The sequence below is a fragment of the Lishizhenia tianjinensis genome (assembly GCF_900116425.1).
Taxonomy (GTDB): Bacteria; Bacteroidota; Bacteroidia; order Flavobacteriales_D; family Crocinitomicaceae; genus Lishizhenia; species Lishizhenia tianjinensis.
The window spans coordinates 187062-205991 of record NZ_FPAS01000002.1; the positions used below are offsets into that span (position 1 = coordinate 187062).

At 38.5% G+C, this 18930-nt stretch carries 14 protein-coding genes; 7 read left to right on the forward strand and 7 right to left on the reverse strand.

The window, feature by feature from the left end:
* Positions 1 to 78 precede the first annotated feature (78 nt).
* On the reverse strand, positions 79 to 1680 hold the full coding sequence (locus BM327_RS07580; RefSeq protein WP_090247833.1) for a T9SS type A sorting domain-containing protein: 1602 nt from the start codon (positions 1678 to 1680) through the stop codon (positions 79 to 81).
* Positions 1681 to 1861: 181 nt separating this feature from the next.
* Between BM327_RS07580 and BM327_RS07585 the strand changes: the two genes are divergently transcribed.
* Both BM327_RS07585 and BM327_RS07590 read left to right on the forward strand, forming a co-directional pair.
* A complete protein-coding gene (locus tag BM327_RS07585; RefSeq protein ID WP_090247836.1) occupies positions 1862 to 3541 on the forward strand; it encodes an OmpA family protein in 1680 nt (559 codons plus the stop codon).
* Between the two features lie 3 nt (positions 3542 to 3544).
* Entirely contained in the window at positions 3545 to 4213 is a 669-nt protein-coding gene (locus BM327_RS07590) for an SCO family protein (RefSeq protein WP_090247838.1), read from the forward strand.
* A 60-nt stretch (positions 4214 to 4273) separates the two neighbouring features.
* Here BM327_RS07590 and BM327_RS15855 read toward each other — a convergent pair whose 3' ends face one another.
* The gene (locus BM327_RS15855) at positions 4274 to 4417 is read right to left on the reverse strand and encodes a hypothetical protein (protein WP_170853712.1); all 144 of its coding nucleotides are present in this window, start codon (positions 4415 to 4417) and stop codon (positions 4274 to 4276) included.
* Positions 4418 to 4535: 118 nt separating this feature from the next.
* On the opposite strand from BM327_RS15855, the gene BM327_RS07595 reads away from it, so the two are divergent.
* Complete coding sequence (locus BM327_RS07595) at positions 4536 to 6227, forward strand: BamA/TamA family outer membrane protein (RefSeq protein WP_139230295.1); 1692 nt, start codon at positions 4536 to 4538, stop codon at positions 6225 to 6227.
* Here BM327_RS07595 and BM327_RS07600 read toward each other — a convergent pair.
* Positions 6224 to 7477, reverse strand: coding sequence for a hypothetical protein (locus tag BM327_RS07600; protein WP_090247844.1), 1254 nt, complete (start codon positions 7475 to 7477; stop codon positions 6224 to 6226). The two genes, BM327_RS07595 and BM327_RS07600, sit on opposite strands and share 4 nt — an antisense overlap.
* Before the next feature lie 5 nt (positions 7478 to 7482).
* Positions 7483 to 9390, reverse strand: coding sequence for a hypothetical protein (locus BM327_RS07605; RefSeq protein WP_090247846.1), 1908 nt, complete (start codon positions 9388 to 9390; stop codon positions 7483 to 7485).
* 136 nt (positions 9391 to 9526) lie between these two features.
* Here BM327_RS07605 and BM327_RS07610 point away from each other — a divergent pair, with 136 nt between their 5' ends.
* The 3 genes from BM327_RS07610 (at position 9527) to BM327_RS07620 (ending at position 11976) form a co-directional block, all read left to right on the forward strand.
* Positions 9527 to 10666 (forward strand): methionine aminotransferase, encoded by a 1140-nt coding sequence (locus tag BM327_RS07610; protein WP_090247852.1) that lies wholly within the window; start codon positions 9527 to 9529, stop codon positions 10664 to 10666.
* Entirely contained in the window at positions 10654 to 11433 is a 780-nt protein-coding gene (locus tag BM327_RS07615) for a nitrilase-related carbon-nitrogen hydrolase (protein WP_090247854.1), read from the forward strand. The genes BM327_RS07610 and BM327_RS07615 overlap by 13 nt, the downstream gene beginning before the upstream one ends.
* Before the next feature lie 114 nt (positions 11434 to 11547).
* A complete protein-coding gene (locus BM327_RS07620) occupies positions 11548 to 11976 on the forward strand; it encodes a YqaA family protein (protein ID WP_090247858.1) in 429 nt (142 codons plus the stop codon).
* Positions 11977 to 12171: 195 nt separating this feature from the next.
* On the opposite strand, the gene BM327_RS07625 is transcribed toward BM327_RS07620, so the two are convergent.
* From BM327_RS07625 to BM327_RS07635, 3 genes are all read right to left on the reverse strand, one after another.
* Positions 12172 to 15618: a hypothetical protein gene (locus BM327_RS07625; protein WP_139230296.1), complete on the reverse strand. Its 3447-nt coding sequence runs from the start codon at positions 15616 to 15618 to the stop codon at positions 12172 to 12174.
* 245 nt (positions 15619 to 15863) lie between these two features.
* Complete coding sequence (locus BM327_RS07630) at positions 15864 to 17510, reverse strand: T9SS type A sorting domain-containing protein (protein WP_090247863.1); 1647 nt, start codon at positions 17508 to 17510, stop codon at positions 15864 to 15866.
* 3 nt (positions 17511 to 17513) lie between these two features.
* Entirely contained in the window at positions 17514 to 18143 is a 630-nt protein-coding gene (locus BM327_RS07635; protein ID WP_170853713.1) for a redoxin family protein, read from the reverse strand.
* Between the two features lie 167 nt (positions 18144 to 18310).
* Here BM327_RS07635 and BM327_RS07640 point away from each other — a divergent pair, with 167 nt between their 5' ends.
* Complete coding sequence (locus tag BM327_RS07640; protein ID WP_090247869.1) at positions 18311 to 18928, forward strand: uridine kinase family protein; 618 nt, start codon at positions 18311 to 18313, stop codon at positions 18926 to 18928.
* Positions 18929 to 18930: the final 2 nt, after the last annotated feature.

An 18930-nucleotide genomic window follows, 5' to 3' on the forward strand; every position in this document is an offset into this window, starting at 1 on the left:
GATTAGTGATAAGAGATAAGTCAAAAGTGGAGTGAAAAAAGAGGTGTCTACTCTACAAATAAACACCTCAATAAGTTCTTACTGTTTCACCACTCTAGCGGTATAAATCTTCCCGTTTACATCTGTCATTTTTACAATGTATAAACCTTCGGGTAGGTTAGTTGTTTCTATTGTTCCTAAGTCATTGGATTTAGTATTGAATACCAAGCTTCCAAGAGCATCATAGAATTCTACCTTGGTATTTGCAAATTCTTCCTTTAAATGAAGTGTGTTTTCAAAAGGGTTGGGGTAGATGTTTAAGTTTTGAGTAAGCTTTTCCTTGTCAATTCCTAGGTTGTAGGTGTAATCGAAGGTCCAGAATTCAAAATACATGGACTGTCCAGTATGAGAAGTCAAAGGGATGGTTTTGTCTCCAGTGTTTTCTGACCAGCTTATGGTAACAACTTTTATATTGTTTGGGTTAGCTATTTCAACGAAGGCAGAAACTTCGCTTTTATTTCCCCCAATGGATGACTGATAATTAAATTGTTCAGTTAAAGTATCGAAGGAAATGAACCAGAGATCCCAGTCAAAATTAGATGAAGTACCATCTGAATGAGGTTCAACTGTTTTATTGCCACTTATTTCTGAATTTGATGCGCCGATAATAAAAAGTTCATCTTGGAAGAAATTAAAATCGATTAAAAAATCGCTTGCGTTTCCTCCGAAGGCCCACTGATTTTCTATGTTGAAATTAGTGTCTAAAATAATTAGTTGGCCGTCTACACTTCCATAATTCGGAGTGGTTTTGGTTCCGCTTATTTCTGAATAACTTTCGTAAATAAGGAATAGCTTGTCATTCAATACTTTTAATGGCCCTCCGACGTCAAATAAGTCTCCCCCTATGGTTTTTTGATTTATAACATTTCCATTGGTGTCTAGCTTAATTAACCAGCAGTCGTCCTCAGCGTAGTTAACGGAAGTTTTGTTACCACTAGGTGGCGAAAATGAAGTTGAAGAAATGTATATTTTGTTGTTGTATATCGTTATATAGCCTATATATTCTGTCAGGTTTCCACCTAAGGTTTTTTGCCAAATTACTTGACCGGTCATATCTAATTTTAACAACCATAGATCGTCTTGGCCATAGTTTGTAGAGGTTTTATTTCCAGTTGCACCAGAATTTGAAGTGCCAAGTAAATAGAAATGATTATTGTAGTAAACGATGTCGGTTGGATAATCAACGTTATCACCGCCATAACTTTCCTCCCAAACTTTATTTCCTTGACTGTCAATAAGCATCAACCATATATCATCTTCACCGAAGTGGGGAGAGGATTTGGTACCGGAAATTGGAGACCTTGAAGATCCTGCCACTATAATATTTCCATTCGGTAATTCTTTAGATAATGTGAGAAATTCGTCATTACTTCCTCCGTAACAAACCTGCCAATCTATTTGATGGTTATAACTCATTTTAACTAACCATGCATCAGATCCTCCATAACCCATTACTGTTTTATCCCCACTAGTGAGACTATCATCCGTACTTGATGCATAAAGTATGCTACCGTCGGATAAGAATGTTGCAGACGAAGGTTGGAAGAACTTTCCGGTTCCTAATTTGTCTTGGTTGGTAATAGATTGACCGTAACCCAATGTTATAATCAAAGAGAAAAAAAGTGTGGTTATTTTACGCATGTGATTTTGATGATTAGAGTTAAAATTAAAAATATTTTCAAGTATACATTCAATATTATCTATTCTCCCACCTCAAAACTAACCTTCCAAACTGCCCTTCTTTTTCCTTCCACAAGACATTTGTGAAATAAAATTTCCAGCGTCTTTACATTATGTTTAACACTATATTAATTTTGTAGATGTGAGAAGGATAAGTATAACATTTGCATTCGTAATCAGTTTTTTAAACGTTTTTGGGCAAGACGCCATAAGCGATAGTTTGGCTTTAGCCCAGTATCAAGACAGCTTGGCGCAGCGTCAGGCTTACATAGACTCTTTATTGTCGGTAAAACCTTTGTTTGCCTTGAGTCCGGAATATTATAAAGAACGTTACAATGGTGGTGATTTAACCTACAAAATTACAGACAACAAGGGAGATGGTTTCGATTCTTTGTATGGAACTAGAAACTTACGTCCCATCCTTTACGGGGTAGCCTACAGAGGAGGTGCCAATAATTATTACCACAAAGAGAACAAACGTAACAACCACAATCCATTGCCAGATGATGGTATTCGCAACTTGTGTGTGGAAGGTTTTTCCGCTTCTATTTATCTCTACCAAGAAAATTTTGATACCGCTCCACCAGTTGATAGCTGTGCGTGTGTACACGGTGGTTTAAATGATATGCAATATTACCAATACGATTATTTCGATAATCAACACATATACGAAATGTTGAAATTGGTGAGGAATTCTGCCATAAATGATAGTGTTGGTCCCGTGTATTTACATTGTTGGAACGGATGGCATGCTTCAGGTTTATTGGCTGCATTAACCTTACGTCAGTTCTGTGGAATGTCGAAATGGGATGCAATTAATTACTGGGATATCAATACAGACGGAGCTAACAACTCTCCGCGTTACCAAAAGATTAGAGAGATTATCAAGGATTTTGAGCCTTACCCAGATTTGATGATATCGGATTCATTAGGAAACAGAATTTGTCCGCCTATGCCGGAGTTTATTGATAGTTCAGAAATTCATGTAGAGGTAGAACACTTGGTGTATGTACCTGAAAGTATTCCGGTTGGATTTTCTATTGTTTTGTACAATACGAGTTTTGCTTCTGGACAAGCGAGTTTCTCTAACCCAGATGGAAATCAAGATTTACAAAATCTATTGACGGCTTTGAAGGAGCAGCCAGAATTGAAAGTAGAGATAGGTGGGTATACAGACAACTCGGGGTCTTACAGCAAGAATGTTCAAATCTCTGCACAACGTGCAAAGTTTGTGTACAATTGGTTGTTGCGAAAAGGCATAGATCAATCGAGAATTTCTTACAAAGGATATGGTCCTGCCAAACCTCTTTACAGCAATAGATACAAATCTACAAGAGCAGGGAATCGTAGAATAGAGGTTAAGGTGCTCGAGAAGAAAGTAGACAATATGGATGTGTTGGTGGATCAAGGAGAAACTCCCGTTGAAACAAAGAGAAAAGACAGTTTAGAGACGCTGAAAATTGGTCAAAGCATGGTCTTATCAGGCGTGAATTTCGAACCCAACCAAGTAGTTTTGACAGATAGTTCAAAGCTTTACTTAGACAGTTTGATCGTAAAAATCAAAGCCTTGCAAGGAAATGGGTTTAAAGTTGAAATTGGTGGACACACAGATAAGAGTGGTTTAGAGGAACTCAACATATTATTGTCGCAACAACGCGCCGAAGCAGTTTACAATTACCTCATCGAAAAGGGAGTGAAAGCCAAATACATTTCATGGAAAGGATACGGTTCTGAACATCCTATAGAATCGAACAAATACCAATGGGGTAGAGAAATTAACCGACGTGTAGAGATCACCCTTCTTTCTAAAGCAAATTCTTAAAAGATGAGAGTAGTACTTTTTGGAGCCATAGTCGTAGCAAGTATATTGGTGGCGTATTTCATGACTACTGAGTCGCAAAACAAAAAACACTTGCGCGTTATTCAGCCCAATCAAATTATAGAGCCGGGTGTGGTTCCCAATGATTTGAAACACGTTTCTATGGGCCATAGAATAGGTGACTTTTCCTTCCAAAATCAATACAACGAGACAGTAACTTTAGAAGATGTTAAAGGGAAAGTTTTTGTAGTTGAATACTTCTTTACGACCTGTGGTACTATCTGTCCGCGTATGACCCAACAAATGATGCGTGTGCAGGAGCGTTTTAAAGGAAACGATGAGGTGAAGATTTTGAGTTTTACCGTAAACCCAGAGATTGATACCGTAGAGGTGATGAAGGAATATGCAGATGGGCATGGTGCTGTTAAAGATCAATGGCATTTCTTAACAGGAGAAAAGGAAATGTTATATGATTTAGCCCGTAGATCTTTCTTTGTTCTAAAACCGGCCGAGGCTCAAAATTTGGGAGATGCAGGTTCTGATTTTATTCACACCAACAACTTTGTATTGGTCGATCAAAAATTGCGCATCAGAAATTATTACGATGGAACATCTATGACTTCTGTAGATGAATTGATGGAAGATATCCAAGTTTTATTGGACGAAGAAAAGTAGGGACACAAAAAAAGGTTACCCTTGGATAACCTTCGTAATAATGTTACTTTTGATAATCGCTTAGTTTGCGGCTAAGTCGTTGTTCTCAACAGGAGCTTTAGCTTGTGTATACGCGTCACAGTGACCACCTCTAGAAGATGCACAAGATGCTACTACACTTGCAAGAAATAATCCAATTATCGCGAAGGCTACTTTTTTGTTCATAATGTTTTAATAGTTTTAACGTTGAAGTCTTACAAAGATAGAAATAAAACGCTGAAATTATTGATATATTGTAAATACTTATACATGAAGTGTTTAGTTCTAAACAAAATCACAGAATTTGAAAAGTAACATCATCCTCTTTTTGCTTTTGAGCGTATCTACCTTTTGGGCCTCTGCTCAGAAGGAGTATAAGCTTACTTTTCAGGGGGATGTGCCACTCAAAGCCAAGCATGTAGAACGCAAAACTTTTAAGGATAGTCTACAAGTTTTGGATTACCTTCAAAAGATGTGGTTAACCGATATATCCAAGGGTTATCCTCTGGCGAATATGGATAGCTTGGTTTGGAAGGAAAAGGAGTTAACCGTTCATTATTATCGTGGGACTTCCTTTCAAAAAATTAGACTCTTTGTGAATGAAGAAGATGCATCTTTCATCAATACTATCCCAACCTTAAGTGAAACGATATTACTCAACCTCAACTTTGACAGCAAAGCCTTGAGTGAAACCTTGCAACGTATTTTAAAATACTGCGAGAACCATGGATTTCCTTTTGCCGAAGTAAGCCTAGAAGATGCTAAAATCTTGGGCGATGAAGTACATGCAAACTTAGAGATAAACAAAGGTCCGTACGTGAGCATTTTTTCTATTGAAGTTAAAGGAGAGGCTGCAGTTAGCAAGAAATATGTTTGTAATTACATCAATATACAAGAGGGAGAACCTTACTCAGAAGCTTTACTTAGAGATATTTCTTCGCGTATGCAGCAGGTGGCTTTTCTTTCAGAAATAAGACCCCATGAAGTGCTTTTTACGCCGGAGGGATGCATTCTCTATTTGTATCTAAAGAGTAATCCTGTGAGTTTAATTAACGGGATAGCTGGTTTGCAACAAGATCCCATTAATGAGCGAACTATTGTTACGGGAGATATACGGTTGAAATTGCAGAATACCTTAAAAAGGGGAGAGTTGTTGGAGATGAATTGGCGAAGTTTACAACCTACGACCCAAGAACTGAACGCTGCTTTTAATTATCCTTTTTTACTCAATACTCCCTTTGGTATTAAATCTTCTTTTGCCTTGTACAAACAAGACAGCAGTTTTTTAACCACCAATGCAAATGTGGGGATACAGTATTTTCTAAAAGGAGGAAATTACATCAATGCCTTTTATGAAAGAGAAAACTCAGCGGTGTTAAGAACGCAATCTACCTTAAGTGATTTATCCAATGTGAGTACCAACCGCTATGGTTTAGGTTTTTACAGAAGACGCTTAGATTATATTCCTAATCCGTCTAAAGGATTGATACTGGAGTCAACCGCGTCTTTAGGAAGAAGATCATCGCGGGAAACGGATAGTAGTTTGGTGGAAATTGCAACCACCTTTAAAATGGATTTTTCTGTAGATGCCTATCTGCCCTTAACACCGAGAAATGTGGTTCGACTGTATGGTCGTATGCAAAGTTATTATGCCCCTGAAATCTATACCAATGAGGTGTTTCGCTTTGGGGGACTCAACTCGCAGCGTGGATTTAACGAACAAAGTTTGTGGGCAACCACCTATGCAATGGCGCGAGTAGAATACAGGTTTTTACTCGATAAAAATTCCCACCTCTTTGCTTTTTTCGATCAGAGTATTTACGAATCTACGGTGGGTAATTACCTGCAAGATCAACCCTATGGTTTTGGTGCAGGTTTTAGTTTTGGATCTAACCTGGGTATTTTTTCTATCTCTTATGCTTTGGGGAAACAAATGGATAACCCCATACAATTGAGTGATGGAAAAGTCCACTTTGGATACATTGCTTACTTCTAAAAGATGGCGATAGAAGGAGGTGTTAATTCGCCTTTGCCATCAATAAACAGTGTAAATGCTACTTGATTGGATGTATAATCTATAAATGGAATTGTAAAGTTTAATAAAGGGGTATGGAACCACATAAAGGGTGGTGTATTAGAATAGTCAGCCCTTTCTTTTGTCGAGCTAATGCAGAACAGTCCCTCTTGTGAATTAAGGTGAAGATTGCTCTCATACATGAGCTGGTAGCTTTGTGCTTGCTTGCTTAAAACACCCGTTTCTTCCAAGTAAGTTTGAATGGCTTTTTCATTACCAGAAAGCTCTAATATAAATCCTTTTACTTTTTCGGTAATAACTTGCTTTACTTCAACGGTGTTAAAGTTTTCGTCCATTTCAGTGGTGATGATTTCCTTTTTAATTTCAGTTTCACCACCCTTTAGAAAACGATAGTCCCCAGTTGTGATGTTTTGCATTTTTTCAGCATGTAACCCAACCTTTTCCATGGCTTTGTAGAGGTAGTGATCCACACGGTTGGCTTGTTTTGCTTCGTAGTGGAAATTCACGCCTATATCACCCTTTTTATAACCTTGTTCTAAATTCTTTAATAGGAAAGGAAGTTCTTTAGAACTGTTGGCGGTAAAGTGTAGGGCCAATTCATCGTTAATTAGGGTGTCGTAGACAAAAATGCTCAACTCAGGGTTTAGTGTATCCCTTAAATAGACCAAGATGTTTTGCTCTGCTTTTTTTGAACGGAGTATGCGATTCCAGGCGTCTGCTCTAAGGGTTTGTTTTTGGAAATGACGCACCTTCTCGTTGATGTCATATTTATGGGTGAAAATGATACAAGAGTCATTAAACGCTATGCTCAGGTTCTCTCTTTCCCAATTGTAAATGGCAAAGTTAGCTATGCTGTCTTGCTGACTCACCACATTTTTAAACCACATATTCATCTGTTCCTGTACTCTGCTCGATGAATTGATTTCTACATAGGCGGCTACGCGTTTAAAATCAGAGACAACAAAAACACTGTCGTTCTTGAAATCTAGTAATTGAGATAGGTCTATGTTTAGCAAGAAAGGACGAAGACTCGGGAGACTGTTCAATAACTGACTCCCGAGTATTTCCTCCTGTAATTCGCTGGCATGTATTAAAGCACATACATCTCCTTCTTCAATTTTAGAGGAAAAAGGAAGTTCATTTTTCTTAGATCCACATGCACTTAAGAATAAAAGTGCAGTAAAAAGAAGGGGGTAGATGTACGTTTTCATTCTTTTTAATTGTTGTTATTGAAAAATAATTCAATGAGATTCAAGGCTCCGTACATTCCATTTGGAGCTTCAGATTTCATGTCGTAATTCAAGTTGAGTTGTGCTTCACCTTTCTCTATCATTTGAGTTAGGGTAACTACACCCATGTACGGCATGTATTGCATCATTTCTAAGTGCGCTCTGTCACCCATCATTTCTGCAGGAATACTTTGCATCACTGCTCCATAATCCATCTTCGCATAAATACCTTTCACTTTCTTTAAAGTTTTGATTTCGGCCTTTGCCAAACCATCTTCTTTTCCATAACCATTGGCGTGAGTAGTTACGTGAGCGATATCGTTAGAAGCTAAAATAAACTCACCTTGTAAACGCACGTAAACATTGGGCATACTCGGAGTGTGTATGATGTAATAGTCATCTGTTTTCTCAATGAATTCTCCAAAAGTACTGGTTAAATAGTTCAGTGTTTTTTCTAAGAAAGTAGCATCTTCAGTATACATGGCCAAAGAGAAACTTGGCAGTTTTTCCATGCGCTCTTCTTCTGTACGCGTATAGTTGAAATCTTCGTCGTAAGTGTACCTTACACGTTTCACTTTTTGATCTGTAAATCCGTTGTAAGAGAAAACTAATTCAGAAGGAAAAGCTTGGTAGAAAGCTTCCATATCCATAAAGTTATCTAATGCGTACCATACATAGGCTACACTGTTTTCTGCAGGGTTCTCAGAATTTTCTAGATCTGGAATTAGTTCTGCTTTTATGGCTTCATAGGTTTCGTAGCTGTTGTTGTTTAAAAGTACATATCCTTTAGAATTTCCAGGTATGTAATTCAAAAGCTTCTTTTCTACTTTGTCGTATTCTACAAGGTTGGCAATGTTTTCAAATATACCGTTGTAGTGCATCGTCGTTGTAAAAGCGTAGCCCTCATCTGTGAAATCAAAAGAAGAGAAAACTTCATTTCCTTCGCTCATCTCCAGTAATTTTTTGAGGAGGTCTTTCGGCATGTTGAGCTCACGCGCCATCATAGGAAGAAGGTGATCCATGTTGGGAAGCTTTTGCAAAAGGTAAAGATTTGCATCCTTTTCAGTATTTAAGAAATCTAGCGCTTCACCCTTAAATTGTACACCAGAAGTAATTTCATCTGCAGCCTTACTTAAAGCCACTTGTTTCCATGCTTTGCGCACACTGTCTTGGAAGTCGTAAAAATTCGGATGTTTGGGAGTATAATTTACTTCAGCAACTTCTTCTTCCTCTTCTATAGAGATTTCTGCTTCCATTTCTGCTTCTGGTTCCTCCATTGGGGGAACGGCAAGATCATAGTCCTCAGAAATACTCGGTTCTTCATAAACTTCGTATACTTCTTCAACAGCTTCTTCGTCGTAGTCGTAAGAGTAGCTATCGTAATAATATCCTTTGTCCCAACCATTAGCATCAAAAATACTGTCACTGTAATCTCTCACTTTGCTATGGTCTACCTGTACACTCATCATCGTAAGTATGTCATCCCTTAAAACATAAACCATAGAATGGTGGAAGGCAACACCGCTATCTTTTAAGTCTATCCATACACTTTTTGGTAAAGATGTATTGGTGAAAAAAGCCTCTAAGTCTTTTATGGCAAAGTTGAACCCCATTTTGGCGTTTTCTCCTTGCATTACTACAAACTGGTTAAAGCTTTGACTAAAGTCTAAACCTAAGGCACTGATTTGAGTAGTTTTTCTGTTAGAGATCTCTTTGGCGATGTCTTGCATGAAAGCATAACTTTCTAAGGTTTCAAGACTCACCTTTTTCAATATATTGTTGGTGTTTATTTTGTAAACAAAGTTTGCGTCCTGGGGAATATAACCTGATGATTTCACTTGCGCTTGCACGCCTATAGCACTCAAAAGAGCAAGTGCTAGAATTTTAATTTTCATGGGTGTGTTTTTTAGTGGTTCTAAAAGTAAGGTTTCTCATTTAAATCTTCGGGCATTCTATGTAAAAGGTAGACGAAAGGCAGGATAACTTTGCGGAGAACTTCCTTCTAAGAAAGAGAATACTTAAATTGGACCCATGCACACAATAGAATCTAAATTACCCAATGTGGGTACAACCATATTTACGCAAATGTCGCAATTGGCCAACGAGGTAAATGCGATTAATCTTTCACAAGGATTTCCCAATTTTAAGATAGATACAAAGTTGGAAGATATTATGGCCAATTTGGTAAGAACCAATGCCCATCAATACTTGCCAATGATGGGGTATAATCCTTTACGCAGTGCAGTGGCGGATAAAATTCAATTGCACTATGGAAGAAAGGTAGATTTCGAAAAGGAGATATTGATAACCGCAGGTGCCACGCAGGGAATCTTTACTGCTATTCAAGCTTTGGTGCATAGGGGTGACGAGGTGGTTGTGATAGATCCGTCTTACGATTGCTACGCGCCAGCTGTAGAGTTGGTTGGTGCAAAACCTGTACATATAAACATGGAAAAAGGTTTTCGCATCGATTGGAACAAGATAGAAGCAGCCATGAATGAAAAAACGCGTATGCTCATCATTAATAATCCACACAACCCAACGGGGATGATGTTTGATTTGAGTGATATAGAAGCATTAGAAGCCATTCTTGAAAAATACCCAGAGGTGTTGTTGCTTTCAGATGAGGTCTACGAATTCATTCATTTTGAAAAGGAGTTTATTTCTATAAATAGTCGTGAAAAAATAAGGGAAAGGGCCATCATCATTTCTTCTTTTGGCAAAACTTTCCACATCACAGGTTGGAAACTCGGTTATTTAGTAGCGCCTGATTATCTTTTGCAGGAAATCAAAAAAGTGCACCAGTATTTGGTGTTTTGTGTCAACAGTTTTGGTCAGCTAGCCCTAGCCGAATACTTACCACAAACCGATTTGAACGAACTGAGTGCATTTTACCAGCAGAAGAAAGATTTCTTTACCGCGGCTATGAAGAACTCGAAATTTGAGTTGTTACCTTCGTATGGTTCTTACTTCGTAACAGCGAATTACAGTGCTATATCGGATTTAGACGACGTGAGCTTTTCCAAATGGTTGACCACAGAAAAAGGAGTAGCAGTAATACCCACATCAGTTTTTAATGCCAATAAAAGAGACGATAAAGTAGTGCGCTTTTGTTTTGCCAAAACAGAAGAAACTTTACAACAAGCAACAGACTTATTATGCAAAATTTAAAGATAGCAGCGCTGCAAGCCCATCAAGCTTGGGAAAACAAACGAGAGAATTTAAAACATTTTGAACTTCTGCTTTTGAATTTGGAGGAGGATGTAGATATTTTATTCTTGCCCGAAATGTTCCATACGGGGTTTACCATGAATGTAGAGGAATTGGGTGAAACCATGGAAGAATCGACGGGGATTAACTGGTTACGAAAGATTGCGGAGGAAAAGCAGTGTGCGGTGTGTACTTCTTTAATTGTAAGAGAACTCGATTATTTCTACAACCGTTTGGTGTTTATTACCCCAGATCATAAACTTTTTCACTACGATAAAAACCAGCTGTTCACTTTGGCCAATGAGGATGATTATTTTACGCCAGGGAGTCACAATAAAATTGTAGAATACAAAGGCTGGAAAATCAATTTACAGGTGTGTTATGATTTGCGTTTTCCTGAAAATGTGAGAAACAAAGTTGAAGAGGATGGTAGCTTTATGTACGATGCCTTGATTTATGTAGCCAATTGGCCCGAACGCCGATCACACCATTGGAAAACTTTGTTACAAGCGCGTGCTATAGAAAATCAAGTGTACGTTGCAGGTTGTAACCGTGTGGGAAAAGATGATAATGAAATCACCTACAGCGGAGATTCTATGTTGGTAAATCCTTTGGGTGAAGTAGAAGCTACAAGTAATGAAGAGGAGATCTTATACAGCATTTGGAATTGGGAAAAACTCTCGGTAACCCGAGATCGTTTGGCTTTTTTGAAGGATAGAACACGTTAATTCAAGATTTAAAAATCAAAATTCAAAAAGGGCAAAGCACTCCGAGTCAGCGGGGGGATGTTTTACTGCTCACTCAAACAATTCTTAATTCTTAACTCTTAATTCTTAATTGGCATGTGGTTATCTTTCGGTTGGTTGGGCTTGTTTGGCATCACGTTTTTGTCGGCTACTTTGCTGCCTTTTTCTTCGGAGGTGGTGCTCTTGCTGTTTTTAAGTGAAGGATTTGATCCACTGACGGCTTTGTTTGTAGCTACACTGGGTAACTCACTGGGAGGAGCTACGAATTACTACATAGGTGCATGGGGGAGTGCTAAACTACAGAAGCGATTTGGAAGTGAAAACAAAAGAAAAGCACAATGGGAAAGTTACGTGCAACGCTACGGAACTTATACCGCTTGGCTGGCTTGGGCACCTTTTATTGGTGATTTTATTATGCTTTTACTCGGTATCGTTCGCGCCAATAAATATTGGTCTTTTACTTACATGACCTTAGGTAAATTCTTGCGCTATTACGTAGTGATATTTGTGTATGAGAATTGGTAGTACAGTTTGGAGTGTGAGAAATGATAGTTTAGAGTTTAAGTAGGGAGTAGGGAGGATTTATATTTCGATACTTTGATTCCACTTACTTGGACGCTGCTCAGTACACCGCACCATAGCGCTCCGCTCAATAACCTTTTATTCAAAAGTTGGTTAAACTCTTCTAGCTGTCTAGAAATCTAGCGGTATATCTTCTCCTTAAAAAAAGGCTCTCACCTCAACACCGCCGGCGTGTATGGTTCTGTTGTCTTCCGATTTTCTACCGTTGTATTGTAAACTGATTTGAAGGTTTTTAGAAATACTGCGTTGGTAGTTTACATTCCAAGTATAGTTTTTTCCTGGTTTTAAAGACTCTAACATTTCAAAAGCAATGGCGTTGTTTACCGTTCCCACGTAAGTAATGCGCACATAATTGAACTTGGCTTGTAAACTTCCCTTTTCGGCTTGGTTGAGTTTGAAGTCTATCCCCAAATCCATAATGTTTGAAGTTTCTCCGCCGTAGATGACCTTGTTGTATTTATTTTCAAAGCGCGTTTCAAAACTTAAACGGAAAGTTGTAGAAGGTTGAAAACTTAAAGAAGGGGCAATTTTATCGTAGACGATGTCGTAGTTTCTACCGCTGGTGTAATCGGCCAAGGCTATTTTTTGACCAAACTCCGATTCCAGTTTCAACGTGAATTTACGTTGGATGTTCCAGCGGGCGTTTACTTGATGGAAAGTACTGTTTCTGGCATCAAATCCATTGGCCAAAAGGGTTTTGTTTTCCAAACGTTGAAAGGTGTAGTCGGCGCCAAAAATGGTGTTGGTTCTATTGAAGTAGAAGGTGTTTCTTACAGTAGATCCCAAACTAATTAAACTCGTATCTGCAATTTGCCTTTCCAAAGGATTGTAAAAGTTCTCGTCTAAATTACTGGTTTTCTGTAGCATTCTAAATCGGGTTTGGTTGGAGAAGCGAGAAAGGAAACGCAAAGCTCCTTTTTTGTTGGCCCACAAACGTTCTGGGCGCCAAAAGAAACTTTGGTTAAACTCGTTGCTGTAAGTTTTTACATATTGGTCACTCGGCGTGAAAACTCGAATGTATTCGGCCTGGTCTTGGTATTGGGCAATTTCAAATTCTCCCAAATCTTTAATACCATCGTTGTTGTAGTCTATCCAGGTGTATACTCCTTGACCAGCGTTTACTTGTATGTACAGGAATTCCTTTTTCAATTCTAAACCAGATCCTATCTCGTAAAAGGTGTTGGCACTCAAAGCTCTTTTCCAAAGGTTTAGTTTGTAATCTATTCTTCCTACCACGTTGTTTTCGGCTTGGGCATTGATGATGTCTGTATTTCTAATGTTTAGATTTCTATAGCTTCCCAAAACTTCCAGTTGAGAATGTTTATTGGTGCGCCAATTGTAAGAGGCTCCTGTACTTCTGGCAAAAGCAGCGGGCAATAGATTTGTACTGTCACTTCTCCTGTCGTAGCGTTCTCTGTAAAAGATTTGAAAACCATTTTTAGCGGTGTCGGCTTCCCCTAAATAAACTTGCCAGTCGTACCATTCATAACTGGTGGTAAGTACGCTGTCTTTGTTTTTGTAAAATTGGTTGAATTCATGGTCGTCTATGAAACCTATTTTAAAGTATTTGAAAGATTTACTGAGGTTGATTTTATGCCTGAAATAATCATTGGTATTGAGTGCGTTTGAATTCAAATAACTGGCATCCCAATTGGCATTGAATCCTTTTCCTCTCCACTTTCCTAAAGATTGTAATCGTTTCCCTGCATAGTCATTCCCTATGTTTAAAGATTGAAAAGCAGTTTTAAATTCTCCTTTACTTTGGTGCGCAAAATTAGCACTCAGATTACTCACCAATTGTTCGCCTAAATAGGGTTGATTTCTTACGTTCCAGTCTCTATCGAATTCTACATCTCTGTACCATTGTATGGGATTGTAATTGGCCGTTCTGTATTCTACCATGCCTTCATTTACCATGCGCCATAAACCCGAACTGTCTTTACTTAAATCAAAATCACCTATCAGTTTGGCATAAGTACCAAAGGCATTGTCGTTGTCTTTGTCTAAACGCGAAAAGGTATTGATGTCGTTTTTTGTGGTACTCAACTCTGTTTCTACACTAAAGGTTTTGTTGATGCGGTAACGCGCACCTGAGCTGATCATGTTTTGTTGTTTGGCCGGAATAAGTACACGTGAGGGACTGTAATCTCCCTGCGGAACTCCACCCACGGGTGCTACCCATCTGTAAACTTTACCGAGTGCGGTGTATTGGTCAAAGACATAATTTCCTTGGTTAGGCCCCACATAGGCAAAACTTGCGGTGAAATGTGCTGTGTTCGGATTTACAGAGTAAACCAAAACCGAATCTATACCCAAACTGTCTTTTAGCGCATAAAGAATACGTTGTTCACTAAAGGCAACACTATCTATGGAAGATGTTCGAGCACCTGTTAAGCTATCGCCAACACTGGCTAGAAGTTGACGGTCTGCAAAGGATAATTGCTGTTGCAAATTTTGGTTTTTGGCATCCTGCTCACTGTATGCGTTGAACCAATAATCCAATTTTTTGCTTTCATAATTCAAAGAGGTTTGAAACAAAGAACGCGCGTAATTTTGATCTGAATATTGAAATTCTACGATGATACGCACGTCTTTAGTGATGAAGTTTCTTGAGGTAAAGGTTAATTCTGCCGTGTTATAGTTAATGGTGTAGTCGAATTCTTGACCTCGTTCTAATAATTTACCATCGAGGTAGACTTTTTCTGTACCGGAAAGAACAATGATATAAGGCTCGTTTTCATTTCCACGCAAGCGGTACGGACCTTGGTTTCCTTCTACTCCTTGAATGATGTTACGGGCAAATTTACCTTTAGATAGAGCACCAGAACCTTGTACAGTCCAACGGGTGTTTTCTTGGTTAGACCAAGAGTATTGTCCGTACAAACCTTGCGCTCTTTTGTTGTAATTCATAAAATAACCTGTTGGTTTTTTAACCCAGAAATCACCAGCGATGAGTTTTACTTTGTCGTTGTAAACCTGTATGAAAATTTGATCGAATTCCTGAAGCTTGTTTGTGTTTCCGTCGGGTTGGATGGGAATGTTGTCGTCTGAAACGGAAGCTAATATTTTTAAGTTGGGAGCTAAATCTCCAGAGAGTTGAAGGTTAAGGGTAGAGTTTACAGATAAATCTTGGTTGTTACCAAAGGCTATACCTCTGGAGATACTACCTGACTTTTGTATGCCTGATCCAAAAATATCTTGAGCTTTATTTTCGGCTGTATAAAGAAAGTCTTCTTGGTTTTGTGTTTTATTGGCTCTGTATATGAGCGAAGTGTCTTTGTTTTGAATGCGTTGGGTGAAATTGACATCAAAGGTTCTATACTTTACTTTTAAGCTGTCGTTGCAGGAAGTATAGAGAACAAATTTTGCAGCCATTGCATCGAGGTAATAGTCGCTACTTGGAAGTAAATCTTGACCGCAAAACACTTGAAAACTACAGCTGTAAATACTTAAGCTATCCAGTATTATGGTGTCGGATTTCGCGGGTATAAAATAGCTGTGTAAATTGGAAGTTTGTCCATAGAGCATGCCTCCCGAAAGGAGTAAACATAGGCTCAAGAGAAGTATAGACATCCAATTTTTCATCAACGCTAAGTTATAACGAAAAGTTAATGATTTTGTTTTGGTGATTTTTAGCGGAAGGATTGAGCAATTGAAGGATTCAACAATTCAACAATTCAAATGTTCAAATGTTCAAATCCTTCAAATCATCAAATTTTCCAAATATGATTTAGCATTGTACCTAGTTAACGAGCGGAGACTAGATGCTGAGGTCAGATGCATATTTTTAAGATAAAAAAAGAGGAGCTTTTCAACTCCTCTTGTAATCTCTATTGTAAAACCAGTCGTTGTACACCGCGTTGGTCGCCTTGTTGTACTTCAACCATGTACACGCCTTTGGCATATTGAGCCATATTGATGGAGATGATTACATCAGAACTTTTTAAGCTTTGGATGTGTTCTCCGAGTGCGTTGTAGATGTTGATAGTTTTCTCTTCATTGATTTCTCCTACTTCAATTTCAAATTGACCCGTACTTGGGTTAGGGTAGATTTCGAAATCTATTTGTGGTGCATTTTCTTCGAAAAGTCCAACGTTAGAAGCCATACCATCCAAGAACTGAATTCCTGTATTGTTCGGGTCTAACCAATATTTTAATTGGTCGGTTGAGTCGGCCAAATCATCGTAAGCTACATCGAAACGCCCATAAATATCCCAAAGGTTATTGTCGTTGGTTCCATTACAAGCAGCTTGACCCGCTGATAATACTCCGATGATACGTTTCTCTTCATTGAAAAGTGGAGACCCAGATGAACCTGGTTCTGTAACACCTATATCCCAATCATCAATTTTCCAGAAGTAAGCGTTTCCACCGTTGAAATATTGGGGTCCTACCTTGCTTATTGGATCATCTTCTTGACAGAATTTTTTAATATCCCCACTTGGGTGGTGGATACCGTTGGCGTGCATTACCGTATCCCCTGTCATGTCCCAACCTGAATAGTAAACATTCCAAGCTGGATCTGGCTCATTGTTGAGTTCTACCAAACAGAAATCTGCAATAATATTACTGGCTCTTAATTGAGCGCCATTGATATTCATGGTTTGTCCGCCATTTTGAGAAAAGGAAGTGGTAGCACAAGAAGTTCCGTCATAAGGTGCCTCCCATCTAAACCTAAACACGGCGTTTACTACATTGTTAGTATTACAGTGGTTGGCTGTTAATAAATAAGGGGTAACGCTGTCCGTTGTATTTGTTGCACAGTTAATCAAAGAACCTGAACAGAAGCCACTACCAGAAACCAGCATGGCTACACCATCTCTTTGACGTTCAAAACCTCCACCTTCTGGACAATTCACATCTACATTACAAGAACCTGAAGAGTTTAGGCCTTTCAAATGAAATTGGTAGGCTATTTCTGCCAAATTTTTGTAACCGTGAATTATAGTTCCAAGGTGAAGCTTAGATAAACCTATAACGTCTTGAGGTTCTATAACTTCTATGATCATTTTAGAGTCATAAATTAAGTCAACACCTAAAGAATTATTAGGATTGTTGTTTTGAGAAGTATGGGCTCCAATGAATTGTGTTTTATCGTCGTTATAAAGGTAAAGTAGTGTACCTTCTGCGAGATGAAACTGGTCAAATATTAAATTAATTGAGATGGCATCTGGACATTCGATAGCCAACTGCGTAACACGCTGATTGTTGGTATTGAAGTATTGTTGTCCTTGGTTAAATACATCTACATCAACGTTATGTTCATACCCAAAACGAAATGTTTTATTGTAACCTGCAGCCTTGTTGATAGAGTCTATTGCTAATTCTTCGGCCACATCTACAGTGGGCATGGTAAGGTAGTTAAGTTGATTTACGTCAGCCTCCAACCAAGAATCGGGCGCACCGAGATCTTGCGTTTGAGCCAGTGCACCAAAGGCACCTAGACATAGAGGTAGTATGTATTTAAATACGCGCATAGTTTATTTTCTTTTAATCCCACATCCAACAGCATCAGTTTTACTGTCTTTAATTTTCTTACCCGCTCCAAGTGCATTTAATGCATCTTTTAGGTATTCCTTCACCTTCTTATTGTTCGGTTTGTAGGCGTCGTTGATTTGACCTTCGTAAACTAATTTGTCATCGGCATCAAACAAGAAAACGTGAGGCGTTGTTTTTGCTCCAAATTCATCCGCTAACCTGCTTCTTTTATCGAGTACATAATCCATTAAATACCCTTTGTCTTCTGCTCTTTTTTTCATATCTGCAAGGTTATCTCCTTTGTCGCGCTTGGCCGTATTTGAATTGACGAGCACAGAACCAACCTTGTTTAATTTTGCAACCGTTTGGATGTCATTGTAGGATTTTTCCCATCCTTCAAAGTTATCACTACCAATTACGAAAGGACAAGTGTTACAACTAAAGATAACAAGGGTACCCATTTCTTTTTTAAAATCGGCGAGGGTTGTTTTGTTTTCATCAGTTCGAGTAAGCTCTAAATCCTTACCGGGCATATCTGCACCTATGGCAAGCGTTGTAATTTCTTTCTGCTCAGCAGTTAAGCCGATGAAAAGTAGTGCTGCAACACTAAGCACTAAACTAAATTTTTTCATGGTATAATTCATTATATGGTTTATGAACGTACAAGATACGTTAATGTTTTTATTTTAACAGTTGTAAAACCCAACGATACTTGTAATCTTACTATAAAAGACATTAGAAGCAGCAGAAAAGTTGCTATCTATGGAAGAGTTTTATTTTTGGGTGATAGAAAATAAAGATGGTGAAGATAATAGGCATATGTGGTGGTAGCGGATCGGGGAAAACAACTTTGTTGAATCGCTTGAAGCTGGCGTTGAAAGATCAAGAACCAACTGTGGTTTCTATGGACAATTATTATAAGCCTTATGAACAACAGCTCAGGGACGAAAATGGTGAGGTGAATTTTGATTTGCCGACCTCGCTCTACGAAGAAAAGTTGGTGGCAGATGTAATGCGTTTGAAACAGGGAGAGAAGGTTTATTTGAAAGAATACCAGTACAATGCCTCAGATGAACCGCCACAAGAAATTTGTCTTGCTCCTTCTAAATGTATAGTTGTAGAAGGATTGTTTACCCTGCACTACAAGGCTTTGCGCGAGCAATTAAACTACAGTGTTTACGTTGAGTTAGACAAAGAGGAGCAATTGCGCAGGAGAATATTGAGGGATGTTGCCACGCGTGGTTATGATGAGGAAATGATTAAATATCAATGGAAGCACCATGTTGAACCTTGTTATGCACAGTTTTTGCAACCTTACCGCAGTGGAGCAGATTTTGTGTTTCACAACGATCATAGAGCGGAGGAGGATTTTGAGAATTTACTCCGCAATCTTCAAAGAGAATTGAATTTTAAGTAATT